The organism is Rhizobium sp. UGM030330-04, assembly GCF_003208455.1.
Lineage (GTDB): Bacteria > Pseudomonadota > Alphaproteobacteria > Rhizobiales > Rhizobiaceae > Agrobacterium > Agrobacterium rhizogenes_A.
This window is the reverse complement of record NZ_QKML01000001.1, coordinates 332588-345755: the sequence shown is the minus strand read 5'-3', so window position 1 is coordinate 345755 and position 13168 is coordinate 332588. Positions and strand designations below refer to the sequence as shown.

Below are 13168 nucleotides of genomic sequence, written 5' to 3'. Positions count from 1 at the left end.
GCTAGCGAACGTTCATCCTTATATGGCGGGTTCACCGGAAAAATTTCCCGATAAACCAGATAAATGCACGAAATTATTTTAGGTGCTGCGGATGGCGATCATGGTCGCCGTTCCGGCCAGAATGCCTGCCGCCGTGCGGTTGAGAATTGTCAAGGCGCTCGGCCGCTTCAGCAGGTTGCGCGCCTTGGCCGCAAGCAGGATGTAAGGCAGGAGAACGGCCATCAGCACGACGAAAGTAAGCGCGAGAAGGGTCGCATATTCAGATGGTCCAATCATGCGGATGTCGATCAGCGTTGGCACCAGCGCCACATAAAACAGCATGGTTTTCGGATTGCCGAGGGTGATCAGCAGGCCGGACAGGAAGGACATGGGCATGCTGGTGCTCTTTTTTGCCTTCAGGTCCTGCGGCAGCAGGCCGGCGGTCCACAGCTTCCAGGCGATATAAAGGAGATAGGCCGCGCCGGCGAATTTCAGGACCATGAAGGCCTCCTGAAAGGTCTGTGCGACGAAGGCCAGCCCCAATATCACGCCGGTCAGGTAGATCATGTCGCCCAGCACCAGTCCGAGGCCCATGAAGAAGGTTTCCCGAAAGCCCGAACCCAGCGCCCGCGCCACGATCGCCGTCATGCCGGGGCCGGGAATGGCGGCGGCGATGAAGAGGGCGGTGGCATAGGCAAAAAGGGTCGTCAGTGTCATGATCGTGTTTCCCGGAAAAGCTGCCAGATCCATAGCGAAATTGCCGGGCAAAAACAATCGGCTCTCCCGCCCATCCGGGCGGACGGGCGGAAACCTGGCCTCACGTAAAAGCGGTCTGAGGGTTCTGACGGGCAGGCGGGTGTGGTTAGACCCCGGTGGAGCCGAAACCGCCGGTGCCGCGCACCGTTGCGGAGGTTTCCGTCACTTCGCTTACGACAACCTGCGTCACCGGTGCGATCACCATCTGCGCGATACGCATGCCGCGCTCGACAACGAAATCGCTGTCACCGAGATTGGCGAGAATGACCTTCACCTCGCCGCGATAATCGCTGTCCACGGTGCCGGGGGAGTTGAGGCAGGTAATGCCGTTCTTGATGGCAAGCCCGGAGCGGGGGCGAATTTGCGCCTCGTAACCGGCCGGAACCTCGAAAACGAAACCGGTCGGCACAAGCGTGCGTTCGCCGGGTTTCAGGGTCAGCGGCGCATCCGCGGGCACCGCTGCACGCAGGTCCATGCCGGCAGCGCCGCCGGTTTCATAAGAGGGCAAGTCGAGGCCCGTGCCATGGGCAAGGCGGACGAGACGGAGAGGGGGGCGATTGTCGTTTTGAACGGTCATGCGGCATTAGTTTGCCGAGATCGCGGCAAGGTCAATTGCAAATGCGGGCCTGAAACGCTAGATAGCCCGCAATTCCACAGGATTTGTCAGATGGCCGAAACACTTGCCGAGGCGGTCTCCCGCCGCCGCACCTTTGCTATTATCGCGCACCCGGACGCGGGTAAGACGACGCTTACCGAAAAACTGCTGCTGTTCGGCGGAGCGATCCAGCTTGCCGGTGAGGTGAAGGCGAAGAAGGATCGCATCCAGACGCGTTCGGACTGGATGAAGATCGAGCGCGAGCGCGGCATTTCGGTCGTTACCTCGGTCATGACCTTCGAATATAATGATCGAGTCTTCAATATTCTCGATACGCCCGGCCACGAGGACTTCGCTGATGATACCTACCGCACGCTGACGGCGGTGGATGCGGCGATCATGGTTATCGATGCCGCCAAGGGTATCGAGCCGCGCACGCTGAAGCTCTTCGAAGTCTGCCGCATGCGCGATATTCCGATCATCACCTTCATCAACAAGATGGACCGCGAAAGCCGCGACCCCTTCGAGATTCTGGATGAGGTCGAGGAGAAGCTGGCACTCGATACCGCACCGATCACCTGGCCGGTCGGGCGTGCGAAAACCTTCTGCGGTGCCTATAATCTTGCCGACAACACCTTCCGTGGCGTCGATACGCAGGTGGAGGCCATGCCCGTCAATGGCCCGCAGGCGGTTGCCGATCGCCTGCCGGAAAATGAACGCAAGCTTTTTGTCGAGGAAACGGAACTGGCGCTGGAAGCCTGCCGCCCCTTCGACCGCGAAGCCTTTCTTGAGGGCCATATGACGCCGGTGTTCTTCGGTTCGGCGCTGCGCAATTTCGGTGTGCGTGACCTTATCAACGCGCTCGGCGACTTCGCGCCGCCGCCGCGCGATCAGGTGGCGGATACCCGCACCGTCCATGCGGCTGAAGAAAAAATGACGGCCTTCGTCTTCAAGATTCAGGCCAATATGGACCCGAACCATCGTGACCGCATCGCTTTCGCCCGCATCTGCTCCGGCAAGCTGGAGCGCGGAATGAAGGCACGGCTTGCCCGCACCGGCAAGCAGATGGGCCTCACCGCGCCGCAGTTCTTCTTCGCCTCGCAGCGCCAGCTGGCCGATACGGCCTTTGCGGGTGACGTGGTGGGCATCCCGAACCATGGCACCTTGCGCATCGGCGATACGCTGACCGAGGGAGAAAACCTCGTTTTCCAGGGTGTGCCGAACTTCTCGCCGGAAATCCTGCGCCGCGTGCGGCTTGAGGATGCCATGAAGGCGAAGAAGCTGAAGGAAGCCCTGCAGCAGATGGCGGAAGAGGGCGTCGTTCAGCTCTTTTCGCCGGAAGACGGCTCGCCGGCCATCGTCGGTGTCGTCGGCGCGCTGCAGCTCGATGTGCTGAAGGAACGGCTGATGGGCGAATACGGCCTGCCGGTCTCCTTTGAAATGTCGCGCTTCTCCGTCTGCCGCTGGATTTCCTCCGATCAGCCGGGGGAAATGGACAAGTTCCTCAACGTCAAGCGCGGCGATATTGCCCGCGATCTCGATGGTGATCCGGTGTTTCTGGCGCAGGACGCGTTTTCGCTGCGGTATGAATCCGAGCGTTTCCCCGCGATCAAGATGGTCGCGATCAAGGAATATCACGTCGCCAAGGCGGCGTGATTGCACTTTGAATGCCAAGGGCTTAGTTTCCCCGTAAACGGGAAACTGGTCCGGCATCATGACGCTTTCAGGCAAACATATTCTTCTTATCATCTCCGGCGGCATCGCGGCCTATAAGAGCCTCGATCTCATCCGCCGCCTGAAGGAGCGCGGTGCAAAGGTGACGCCGGTGATGACGAAGGGCGCGCAGGAATTCGTCACCCCGCTAGCCGTCGGCGCGCTCTCCGCCACCCATGTCTTTACCGAGCTTTTTTCAAGGCAGGATGAGCAGGATGTCGGTCATATCAGGCTGGCGCGCGACTGCGATCTCGTGCTGGTCGCACCCGCCACTGCCGATCTGATGGCGAAGATGGCGCATGGACTGGCCGACGATCTCGCCTCCACGGTCCTTCTCGCGACGGATCGCAGGGTGCTGATCGCGCCCGCGATGAACCCGAAAATGTGGATGGCGAAGCCGACTGTCCGCAATGTTGAAACGCTGAAGAAAGACGGCGTGTTTTTCATTGGCCCGATGGCGGGTGAAATGGCGGAGAAGGGCGAAGCCGGTCCCGGTCGGATGGCGGAGCCGTTGCAGATCGTTGAAGCCGTCGAGGCGCTGCTGCAAAGCGGCCCGAAGCCTTTGCGCGGCAGAACGGCAATCGTCACTTCCGGTCCCACCCATGAGCCGATCGATCCGGTGCGTTATATCGCCAATCGTTCCTCGGGCAAGCAGGGCCATGCCATTGCGGCGGCTCTGGCGGAACTGGGGGCAGAGGTCACGCTGGTCTCCGGCCCGGTCGCCATCGCCGATCCCGCCGGGGTCAAAACGATCCATGTCGAGCGCGCTGAAGAAATGCGCGACGCGGTGATCTCAAGGCTTCCGGCGGATATCGCCGTCATGGTTGCCGCCGTCGCCGACTGGCGGGTGGCCGACTCGTCGGGGCAGAAGATCAAGAAGCAGCCGGGGGACGCGCCGCCGGCGCTGCAACTGACGGAAAATCCGGATATTCTCAAAACCGTCGGTCATCATGAAAAGCGCCCGAAGCTGGTGGTTGGTTTTGCAGCTGAAACGCAGAATGTCGAAAAGAACGGCCGAGCCAAGCTGGAACGCAAGGGAGCGGATTATATCGTCGCCAATGATGTTTCTGCCGAGACCGGCATCATGGGCGGAGACCGCAACAGTGTGAAGATCATCTCGGCTGACGGCATCGAGGTCTGGCCGGATCTCGACAAGGCGGAAGTCGCAAAACGTCTGGCAGCCCTTGTTGCGGAGAAGCTCGCATGACCCTGTTTGATCGCAAGACATTCGACAGGGTGCTGGGCGGGTGGCCGGGCGTGCGTTTCGTCGATCAATGGGATTCCCACGTCGCCAAGGTGGGCGACAAGGTCTTTGCCGTTCTGGGTGAGCGGGAGGACTGGCGGCTGGTGGTGAAATGCTCGGAGGAGAGTTTTGAAATCCTCACCTCGCTCGAAGGCATCGCTCAGGCGCCCTATTTCGCCAAGCGGAAGTGGGTTTCGATCGCCGATCATTCTCCACTCGAACAGGAAGAACTGGAGCACTATGTGCGCCGTTCCTATGAGCTTGTCGCTGCCGGCCTGACAAAAAAACTGCGGGGCGAACTGGGCATCGTGATCGACACCGCATCTCGAACGCGTCCGGTCTAAGCGGAAGCGTCGGACGTGTTCTATTCTTTGTTGTTCCGCATTTTCCGGGCGTAAAACCGCTACGCACTTTTACTGGAAATGCGCCAGCCCGTAATCTTCCGTCAGTTGATCTTCTTGTCCTTGCCGATGATCTGACGCACGCCTTCCCTGGTGAATGGCTGCACGAGTTGCGGCAGAAACCCCTTCGCGATTTCCCCTTTGATGCCGATATCGGTGGAGGAGGGTCGGTCGGGATTGTGGTAGGAGCCGAAGATCAGATCGAAGATGACGAGGTTTTCGCCGTAATTGGTATTTCCTTCCGGAAGCTGTTTTGAATGGTGCCAGCGGTGCAGGCGCGGCGTGCTGAAGACGTAGTCGAGCAATCCCGTTTTCATATCGACATTGCAATGGGTCAAAATGCCGATGAAGGCGGTCACGGCGCCCAGCCACCAGAAAACCTGCAGCGGCGCGCCCATGAAATAAAGCGGAATCTGGCTGAGCGCGATCTTGAACAGGGAATCGGCCACATGGAACCGTCCCGTATTCACGACCCAGAGCCGCACGACGCTGTGGTGCAGGGCATGGAAGCGCCAGAAGAACACGGTTTCATGGGCAATGCGGTGGGCCCAGTAAAGACCGAATTCGGCAATCGTTACCGCAAGCGCCACCTGAACGATCATAGGCAGTTGCGACGGCCACAGGTCGAAGCGCATGGCGGCCAGGGGCTGCAGCACATTGGCTGTCAGCATCGGGAAAATCGCGGCTGCCGCTGCCGCGAGCTGGACAAGCCCTTTTGTCAAAAGCGTATGGCCGATGCTGTTCACAGTCTCGCCGTCACCCTCAAGCCATTGCACTTCATAGGGAATATAGCGCTCGAGAAGAAACAGGCTGAGAACTGCGCCCGCATAAACGGCCAGAAAAGCCGCGATCGGATGGCTGCTCGTAAACGCGAAATAGGAGCCCGCAAGGCCGCCCACGAACACCAGCGGCCACGAAGAATAAGAAAGGGCCACTTTCAATGCTTGCGATTTTGCCATGAATTTCAAATCCCGTCCGGCATTACCTGTCTCTCAACCATCGACGCAACTCCGCGCAGGATCGCGGCGTTGCGTCACTGAAACGGCCATCGCTGCAGGGGTCAATCCCGAACCGCCGCGTTGGCCTCTCATCGTTCAAATCCCTGCGGTCGGGCCTGTCCGAATGGCGCAGCGCGCGCCGCAATTCGCTGCAGCTGCGTGGTTTCCCGTCACTTGCGCGCCCGTCGGTGCATGGATCATGGACCCGGTGCTCGGCCATCGCATCCGGCACCAAAGCCAGTTGAATGGATATGAGCATCAAAGCAAGCGGCGAGAACGCCTTTATCCGCATGGATCACCTGTCTTGTTTCAAGATCAGGCCCTTATTCCTCCAATAGATTACACCAGCATGGCACTCGTTCGTCTTCAGATGCTCAGCTGACCCTGACAGCAATATAGAGAAGCGTCAGCGCAATCACCCACAGCGCTATCCGGCCCCATCTTGTGTGGCGCGCCTCCGCCTTGCCGATGGCTTCCGCAGTCTGCGCGTCGAAACGCAGGCCATTCTCGCTCATATACATCAGATCGGAATGCAGTTTCTCCGTCTTGGCGGCGATTTCCGGTGCTGCCTCGGCAAGTTTGAGGGCAGCCTTCACGCCATCCTTCAGATCGGTGGCAATGCGCTTCGGACCGAGATTGTCGCGGATCCAGCCGCCGACCACCGGATCGGCCGCCTTCCACATGTTGAAACGCGGATTGAGCATGCGCGACACGCCTTCCACCACCACCATGGTCTTCTGCAGCATCACCAGTTCCGGCCGTGTTTCCATGTCGAAAAGCTCGGTCACTTCAAACAGCAGCGTCAGAAGCTTGCCCATGGAGATTGTCTCGGCCGGCTGGCCGTGAATCGGTTCGCCAATGGCGCGGATTGCCTGCGCGAAGCTCGCTTTATCGTGGTGGCCAGGCACATAGCCCGCCTCGAAATGCACTTCCGCCACCCGCATGTAATCGCGGGTAATGAAGCCATAGAGGATTTCGGCGAGGAAGCGGCGTTCCTTTTTGCCAAGGCGTCCGGCAATGCCCATATCCACGGCAACAATCATGCCCTGGGCATCGACGAAGAGATTGCCGGGGTGCATGTCGGCATGGAAAAAACCGTCGCGCAGCGTGTGCCGCAGGAAAGACTGGATCAGGGTATCGGCGAGCTGGTTCAGGTCGTGACCGGCAGCCTTCAGCCCCTCGATATCGGACATCTTGACGCCGTCGATCCACTCCATGGTGACGACATCGCGCCCGGTGCGTTCCCAGTCGACCTCGGGAACGCGGAATCCGGGGTCGTCCTTGGTGTTTTCCGCCAGTTCGGAAAGGGCTGCGGCCTCAAGCCGCAGATCCATCTCGATCTTGGTCGTCTGCTCCAGCGTGCGGGTGACCTCGACCGGTCGCAGGCGGCGGGCGGAGCGGACGAAACGCTGCTGCAGGTCGGCGATCAAATACATCGCCTCGAGATCGTTCTGGAAACGCTGGCGCACGCCGGGGCGGATAACCTTGACGGCGACCTTGCGCGGCCCCTTGGGTGTATCCACCATTGCCGGATGCACCTGGGCGATGGAGGCGGCGGCGATCGGATCGCCGAATTCCCTGTAGAGATCAGAAACCGACCGTCCGAGCGAACCTTCGATATTGGCCTTCGCGGCGGCGGCCGGGAAAAAGGCCATGCGGTCCTGAAGACTTGCAAGATCATCGGCGAAGTCAGCACCCACCACATCCGGCCGGGTGGCGAGAAACTGACCCATCTTCACATAAGAAGGTCCAAGCCGTTCGACGGCCACGGCCAGCCGGTCGCTGCGCTGGGCCCGTTTCGCCTTGCTGCGGGCGAACGGCTTCAGCAGCGTTTTCAGCAATTGTGCGGGAGCAGGAAGATCATCGGATGGCAAGGCCAGCACGACGCCTTCGCGCACGAGAACCCAGCCCACCCTTGCGAGGCGGAAATATGCGCCCAAAGTGCTCATGCTTATGCTTGTCTCCTGCTTCTGCCAGCCATGCGCCTTAAAGCTTCCAGCCGGAATGCAGGGCGGCGATGCCGCCGGTGTAATTGGTGTAGGTCACGCGGGAGAAGCCGGCGGTGCGGATCATCGATGCAAAATCTTCCTGATTGGGGAATTTGCGAATCGACTCGACCAGATATTGATAGGGTTCGGCGTCACCGGTGATCATCTTGCCGAATTGTGGAATGGCATTGAAGGACCAGGCGTCATAGACGCGATCGAGAAGCGGCATTTCGACTTCGGAGAATTCCAGCACCAGCAACCGCCCGCCACGCTTCAGCACGCGGTGGGCCTCCTTCAGCGCGACGTCGATGCGCGGCACGTTGCGAATGCCGAAGGCGACGGTATAGGCATCGAAGCTATTCGCCTCGAAGGGCAGTTCCTCGGCATTGGCCTCAACGAAGGTCAGATTGTCGGAGAGTTTCTTTTTTGCCGCGCGCTCTTCGCCCACAGCCAGCATCGAGCCGTTGATGTCGAGAACGGTGGCGTGCGCCAGGCGATTGGAGGCTTCAACGATGCGGAAGGCGATATCGCCGGTGCCGCCCGCCACGTCCAGCACCTTGTAGGAGGCGTCCTTGCGCGGCGAAAGCGAGGAGACCATGGCGTCCTTCCACAGCCGGTGCAGGCCCGCCGACATCACGTCATTCATGATATCGTAGCGTTTGGCCACCTTGTGGAAGACTTCGTTGACCAGCCCCTGCTTTTTGCCTTCGTCCACCTTGTGGAAGCCATAGGACGTTTCCATGCCACCTTCTGCGGTCGTACGGGCGTCGGTCATCGTCTGTCTCCATATTTATTGCGTGGCGGACCATAGCGGAAACGCCACGGCGGCGCTATCTGTTGCCGCATAGCTTAAGCGCGACATTTCGCGTGCATTGTATAGACCACATGGTCCTAACGATAAACTGCCGGATAAGCCAGATGCCAGAATTGCCAGAAGTCGAAACCGTCAGGCGCGGCCTCGCCCCAGCCATGGAAGGCGCAAGGGTCCGCAAGCTCCATCTTGGCCGCCCGGATCTGCGTTTTCCGTTTCCGGAAGATTTCGCGGCGCTTATTGAAGGCAAGGCGATCCTGTCTCTCGGCCGCCGGGCGAAATACCTCCTGATCGAGCTGGAGGACGGGCTGACCATCGTTGCCCATCTCGGCATGTCCGGTTCGTTCCGCATCGAGGCGGAAGTGGATGAAGCCGGCAATACGTCCAGCGCTTTTCATTATGCCCGCTCGAAGGACGGCAAGCACGACCATGTCGTCTTTCATCTGGAAAGGGGCGGAGAGCGTGCCTGTGTCATCTATAATGATCCGCGTCGTTTCGGCTTCATGCATCTGGTGGAGCGCAACAGGCTCGATCTCTACCCGGCCTTCGCGGAGCTGGGGCCGGAACCAACAGGCAATGCGCTGAGCGCCGATTATCTGGCGAGCCGGTTCGATGGCAAAAGCCAGCCGTTGAAAAGCACGCTGCTGGATCAGAAGGTGATTGCCGGTCTCGGCAACATCTATGTCTGCGAGGCGCTGTGGCGCGCCCATCTTTCACCCCTGCGGGCGGCGGGAACGCTGGTGACGAAAACCGGCAAACCCAAAGCGCAGCTGGTTGAACTGACGGAGAAGATCCGCGATGTCATCGCGGATGCGATCGCCGCTGGCGGCTCTTCCCTGCGCGACCATATCCAGACGGACGGAACGCTCGGTTATTTTCAGCATTCCTTTTCGGTCTACGATCAGGAGGGCCAGCCTTGCCGGACACCCGGCTGCGGGGGTACGGTTGAAAGAGTGGTGCAGGCCGGTCGTTCGACCTTTTATTGCGCCGCCTGCCAGAAGTGACTGAGCCGGAAAATAACGGGCCGGAAATAGCGGAGAAGGGAGACTGCCGTGGATTATGAAACGATACTGGTCGAGAAACGCGATGAGGTGGGCGTCATCACGCTCAACCGCCCGAAAGCGCTCAACGCTCTCAACTCGGTGCTTCTGAAGGAACTTCGGCACATTCTCTCTTCATTTTCCGCCGACGATTCCATCGGCGCCGTCATCATCACCGGCTCGGAAAAGGCATTTGCCGCAGGCGCCGACATCAAGGAGATGCAGGGGCTGGATTTCGTCGATGCCTATGTCGGTGATTTTCTCGGCGGCTGGGACGAGGTCGCGGCGACGAGGAAGCCGGTCATCGCCGCCGTTTCCGGTTTTGCGCTCGGCGGTGGCTGCGAACTGGCGATGATGTGCGATTTCATCATCGCGTCTGATACGGCAAAGTTCGGCCAGCCGGAGATCACGCTGGGCGTCATTCCCGGCATGGGCGGCTCACAGCGCCTCACGCGGGCGGTGGGCAAGGCAAAGGCGATGGATCTGGTTTTGACCGGGCGCATGATGGATGCGGCCGAGGCCGAGCGCGCCGGGCTCGTCTCGCGCATCGTGCCCGGGGAAAAACTGATGGAGGAGGCCGTGGAGGCCGCCACCCGCATTGCCTCGCTGTCACGCGCCTCGGTTCTCATGGCCAAGGAAAGCGTCAATCGCTCCTTCGAGGTCCCGCTTGCGGAAGGGCTGCGATATGAAAGGCGATCCTTCCAGTCGCTTTTCGCCACCGCGGATCAGAAGGAGGGCATGGCCGCCTTCGTCGAAAAGCGCAAACCCGTTTTCCGGAATCGCTAAGGATTCGGAATATCGGCGCTTTTAGCGTTTTGCGCGTTGACGGGTGCGCGCTTTAGCGGTATATGCCCGCCCACGGTTAAGGAAAGCCATCCGGCTTGTCCGAAATTACTCCCGCATTCTTGGGTTACGTGAGGTCGTCGAACGACCCGATCCTCTGGTTGCGGAATTTGGTTTGAATTCGAAGAGAGGCATACATGGCCAATACAACTTCGGCGAAAAAGGCGACCCGCAAGATCGCTCGCCGTACCGCAGTCAACAAGGCTCGCCGTTCGCGCGTTCGTGGCTTCATCCGCAAGGTCGAGGAAGCAATCGCTACCGGTGATCTCGCAGTCGCTACCGAAGCTCTGAAGGCTGCTCAGCCGGAGATTCAGCGCGCCGCGACCAAGGGCGTTCTGCACGGCAACACGGCATCCCGCAAGGTGTCGCGTCTCGCACAGCGCGTGAAGGCTCTTTCCGCCTAATCCGGCTAATCACAAATAATTATTCAAAAAGCCTGGTCTTTTGACCGGGCTTTTTCTGATTCTAACCGCCTGTTAATCTTTCCTACCGTAACGTGACAAACGCGTGTCAGATGGACGACAGGAAAAATGAAGTAAAAACAAATGCTTGCCGGAGGTCTTCCGGAAAATGAGAAGCTTTCTCTACGGAAGTCGGGACAAGTTTTGAGTCAAGAAGATTTTTATTTTTTTGCCAAAAGCGGCTCTCAAAAATTGCCAAAATTGAATCTCATTGATTCATAAGCGATTCTGCTTCGCACCTCGTCGGTGATGCAAAACGGCCTTTGTGAGTCAATGGCCGATCTGAGTTTTTGCAGAAAAAACGCCATTGATCTCTCACCACGATCCTGCCTAAATGCATTCCAACAAGGGGTGCGGATCTCAGTCCACAGATTATCTCGATGATCGTATCGACGATATTCACCTTCTTGCTGGCGGGTCTTTCGAGATCCGTTTTCTCAGGTCATGGAGCTTTTTGTGCCGTTTCGGTCTCGGAACGGGCAGGGGTTTTTTGTCCTCAAGAATGCGCCTTAAGGTTGTAACGAAAGGAGCGTTTTTAGCGTGTCGCAGGCCTCTCCATGAAGGGGAGGGAAATGGGATAACCGGCTCGCAAACGAGTAGTAGCCTTTGACGTTCTTTCGAGGGGAACGCTGGGGGCAGGAATAATACGAGGGGGATCCCTGGCGGTCGATCTTTGATCGTCAGGCTATGATTGGCAATTTGAAAGGCGGCAATATGCAATTGAATTTGGCGATGGGTGCGGTGGCTGATGGGGACCGCGCACCAAAGGCATGTGATGCAGCTTGCTCTGATGCGGCAGGGGACAAATCGGCAATGAAGCACGATGCGCTGTTTGAACGTTTTAGCGCGCGGCTCAAGGCACAGGTCGGTCCCGAGGTCTATGCAAGCTGGTTTGCACGGCTCAAACTCCACTCCGTTTCGAAAAGCGTCGTCCGTTTTACCGTTCCGACGACCTTTCTGAAGTCCTGGATCAATAACCGTTACATGGACCTGATCACGAACCTCGTCCAGAGCGAGGATCCGGATGTGCTGAAGGTGGAAATTCTTGTCCGCTCGGCCAGCCGTCCGGCTCGTCCGGCACAGGCCGAAGAGCGAGCACAGCCCGTGCCGGAAATCGGCGCGGCGCCGCGTAACAAGTCCTTCATTCCGTCGCAGCCTGCAGCAGCGCCTGCCGCACAGCCTGCGGCAGCGCAGGCAACACTGCGCCAGGGTGGGTCCGGGCCGTTGTTCGGCTCGCCGCTCGATACGCGCTTTACCTTCGATACCTTTGTTGAAGGGTCGTCCAACCGTGTCGCGCTTGCGGCGGCAAAGACGATCGCCGAAGCCGGTGCAGGTGCCGTGCGCTTCAATCCGCTGTTCATCCATGCGGGTGTCGGCCTTGGCAAGACGCATCTTCTGCAGGCCATTGCCAATGCGGCCATCGACAGCCCGCGCAATCCGCGCGTGGTTTATCTGACGGCTGAATATTTCATGTGGCGTTTCGCCACGGCGATCCGCGACAATGACGCGCTGACGCTGAAGGATACGTTGCGCAATATCGACCTGCTGGTCATCGACGACATGCAGTTCCTGCAGGGCAAGATGATCCAGCATGAATTCTGCCACCTGCTGAACATGCTGCTCGACAGCGCCAAGCAGGTTGTGGTTGCGGCTGACCGTGCGCCGTGGGAGCTGGAATCGCTTGATCCGCGTGTCCGTTCCCGCCTGCAGGGCGGCATGGCGATCGAGATCGAAGGTCCCGACTACGACATGCGTTATGAAATGCTCAACCGACGCCTCGGCTCTGCACGTCAGGACGATCCGTCCTTCGAGATTTCGGACGAAATCCTGACCCATGTGGCCAAGAGTGTGACGGCAAGCGGACGTGAGCTTGAAGGCGCTTTCAACCAGCTGATGTTCCGGCGCTCTTTCGAGCCGAACCTCTCGGTTGACCGTGTCGATGAGCTGCTGTCGCACCTTGTTGGAACCGGTGAAGCCAAGCGCGTGCGTATCGAGGATATTCAGCGCATCGTCGCCAAGCACTATAATGTGTCGCGGCAGGAGTTGGTCTCCAACCGTCGCACCCGCGTCATCGTCAAGCCGCGCCAGATCGCCATGTATCTGGCAAAGATGCTGACGCCGCGTTCTTTCCCCGAGATCGGTCGCCGCTTTGGCGGTCGCGATCACACCACGGTTCTCCACGCGGTGCGTAAGATCGAGGAACTGATTTCCGGCGACACCAAGCTCGGTCATGAGGTTGAGCTGTTGAAACGCCTGATCAACGAAAACAACGCATGAAAAAAGCGGCCTTCGGGCCGCTTTTTTATTGTCGTCTTGTTTATTGGGCTAAAGCTGGGTGGA

12 protein-coding genes are annotated in these 13168 nt (G+C 59.1%); 7 read left to right on the top strand and 5 right to left on the bottom strand.

What is annotated here, in order from left to right; genetic code table 11:
* Positions 1-78 precede the first annotated feature (78 nt).
* Together N434_RS01695 and dut are read right to left on the bottom strand one after the other, a co-directional pair.
* Positions 79-696 (bottom strand): LysE family translocator, encoded by a 618-nt coding sequence (locus tag N434_RS01695; protein ID WP_065116107.1) that lies wholly within the window; start codon positions 694-696, stop codon positions 79-81.
* A 145-nt stretch (positions 697-841) separates the two neighbouring features.
* Positions 842-1312, bottom strand: a complete 471-nt coding sequence (dut, locus tag N434_RS01690; RefSeq protein ID WP_110755669.1) for a dUTP diphosphatase — start codon at positions 1310-1312, stop codon at positions 842-844.
* A gap of 90 nt (positions 1313-1402) precedes the next feature.
* Here dut and N434_RS01685 point away from each other — a divergent pair, with 90 nt between their 5' ends.
* From N434_RS01685 to N434_RS01675, 3 genes are read left to right on the top strand one after another with little or no spacing between them, the layout of a single operon-like run.
* Positions 1403-2986: a peptide chain release factor 3 gene (locus N434_RS01685; protein WP_110755667.1), complete on the top strand. Its 1584-nt coding sequence runs from the start codon at positions 1403-1405 to the stop codon at positions 2984-2986.
* 58 nt (positions 2987-3044) lie between these two features.
* Positions 3045-4250, top strand: a complete 1206-nt coding sequence (gene coaBC / locus N434_RS01680; protein WP_110755666.1) for a bifunctional phosphopantothenoylcysteine decarboxylase/phosphopantothenate--cysteine ligase CoaBC — start codon at positions 3045-3047, stop codon at positions 4248-4250.
* The gene (locus N434_RS01675) at positions 4247-4630 is read left to right on the top strand and encodes an MmcQ/YjbR family DNA-binding protein (protein WP_110755664.1); all 384 of its coding nucleotides are present in this window, start codon (positions 4247-4249) and stop codon (positions 4628-4630) included. The genes coaBC and N434_RS01675 overlap by 4 nt, the downstream gene beginning before the upstream one ends.
* A 101-nt stretch (positions 4631-4731) precedes the next feature.
* Here N434_RS01675 and olsE read toward each other — a convergent pair whose 3' ends face one another.
* From olsE to ubiE, 3 genes are all read right to left on the bottom strand, one after another.
* The gene (gene olsE / locus N434_RS01670; RefSeq protein WP_065114690.1) at positions 4732-5646 is read right to left on the bottom strand and encodes an ornithine lipid hydroxylase OlsE; all 915 of its coding nucleotides are present in this window, start codon (positions 5644-5646) and stop codon (positions 4732-4734) included.
* 413 nt (positions 5647-6059) lie between these two features.
* Complete coding sequence (ubiB, locus tag N434_RS01665; protein WP_110755662.1) at positions 6060-7634, bottom strand: 2-polyprenylphenol 6-hydroxylase; 1575 nt, start codon at positions 7632-7634, stop codon at positions 6060-6062.
* Between the two features lie 37 nt (positions 7635-7671).
* Positions 7672-8448, bottom strand: a complete 777-nt coding sequence (ubiE, locus tag N434_RS01660; RefSeq protein WP_110755660.1) for a bifunctional demethylmenaquinone methyltransferase/2-methoxy-6-polyprenyl-1,4-benzoquinol methylase UbiE — start codon at positions 8446-8448, stop codon at positions 7672-7674.
* Between the two features lie 143 nt (positions 8449-8591).
* Here ubiE and mutM point away from each other — a divergent pair, with 143 nt between their 5' ends.
* The 4 genes from mutM to dnaA all read left to right on the top strand — a co-directional run bounded on the left by mutM (position 8592) and on the right by dnaA (position 13105).
* On the top strand, positions 8592-9488 hold the full coding sequence (gene mutM, locus N434_RS01655) for a bifunctional DNA-formamidopyrimidine glycosylase/DNA-(apurinic or apyrimidinic site) lyase (RefSeq protein WP_110755659.1): 897 nt from the start codon (positions 8592-8594) through the stop codon (positions 9486-9488).
* Positions 9489-9536: 48 nt separating this feature from the next.
* Complete coding sequence (locus tag N434_RS01650) at positions 9537-10310, top strand: enoyl-CoA hydratase (RefSeq protein ID WP_110755657.1); 774 nt, start codon at positions 9537-9539, stop codon at positions 10308-10310.
* Between the two features lie 194 nt (positions 10311-10504).
* Positions 10505-10771 carry a 30S ribosomal protein S20 gene (rpsT, locus tag N434_RS01645; RefSeq protein ID WP_004439523.1) on the top strand — a complete coding sequence of 89 codons (267 nt, stop codon included), beginning with the start codon at positions 10505-10507 and terminating at the stop codon, positions 10769-10771.
* A gap of 870 nt (positions 10772-11641) precedes the next feature.
* On the top strand, positions 11642-13105 hold the full coding sequence (gene dnaA, locus N434_RS01640) for a chromosomal replication initiator protein DnaA (RefSeq protein WP_180566407.1): 1464 nt from the start codon (positions 11642-11644) through the stop codon (positions 13103-13105).
* The last annotated feature ends 63 nt before the right edge of the window (positions 13106-13168 follow it).

Excerpts from the sequence above, each read along its gene's own strand:
- N434_RS01695 (WP_065116107.1), bottom strand. The coding sequence starts at position 696 with ATGACACTGACGACCCTTTTTGCCTATGCCACCGCCCTCTTCATCGCC.
- dut (WP_110755669.1), bottom strand. The coding sequence starts at position 1,312 with ATGACCGTTCAAAACGACAATCGCCCCCCTCTCCGTCTCGTCCGCCTT.
- N434_RS01685 (WP_110755667.1), top strand. The coding sequence starts at position 1,403 with ATGGCCGAAACACTTGCCGAGGCGGTCTCCCGCCGCCGCACCTTTGCT.
- coaBC (WP_110755666.1), top strand. The coding sequence starts at position 3,045 with ATGACGCTTTCAGGCAAACATATTCTTCTTATCATCTCCGGCGGCATC.
- N434_RS01675 (WP_110755664.1), top strand. The coding sequence starts at position 4,247 with ATGACCCTGTTTGATCGCAAGACATTCGACAGGGTGCTGGGCGGGTGG.
- olsE (WP_065114690.1), bottom strand. The coding sequence starts at position 5,646 with ATGGCAAAATCGCAAGCATTGAAAGTGGCCCTTTCTTATTCTTCGTGG.
- ubiB (WP_110755662.1), bottom strand. The coding sequence starts at position 7,634 with ATGAGCACTTTGGGCGCATATTTCCGCCTCGCAAGGGTGGGCTGGGTT.
- ubiE (WP_110755660.1), bottom strand. The coding sequence starts at position 8,448 with ATGACCGACGCCCGTACGACCGCAGAAGGTGGCATGGAAACGTCCTAT.
- mutM (WP_110755659.1), top strand. The coding sequence starts at position 8,592 with ATGCCAGAATTGCCAGAAGTCGAAACCGTCAGGCGCGGCCTCGCCCCA.
- rpsT (WP_004439523.1), top strand. The coding sequence starts at position 10,505 with ATGGCCAATACAACTTCGGCGAAAAAGGCGACCCGCAAGATCGCTCGC.
- dnaA (WP_180566407.1), top strand. The coding sequence starts at position 11,642 with ATGAAGCACGATGCGCTGTTTGAACGTTTTAGCGCGCGGCTCAAGGCA.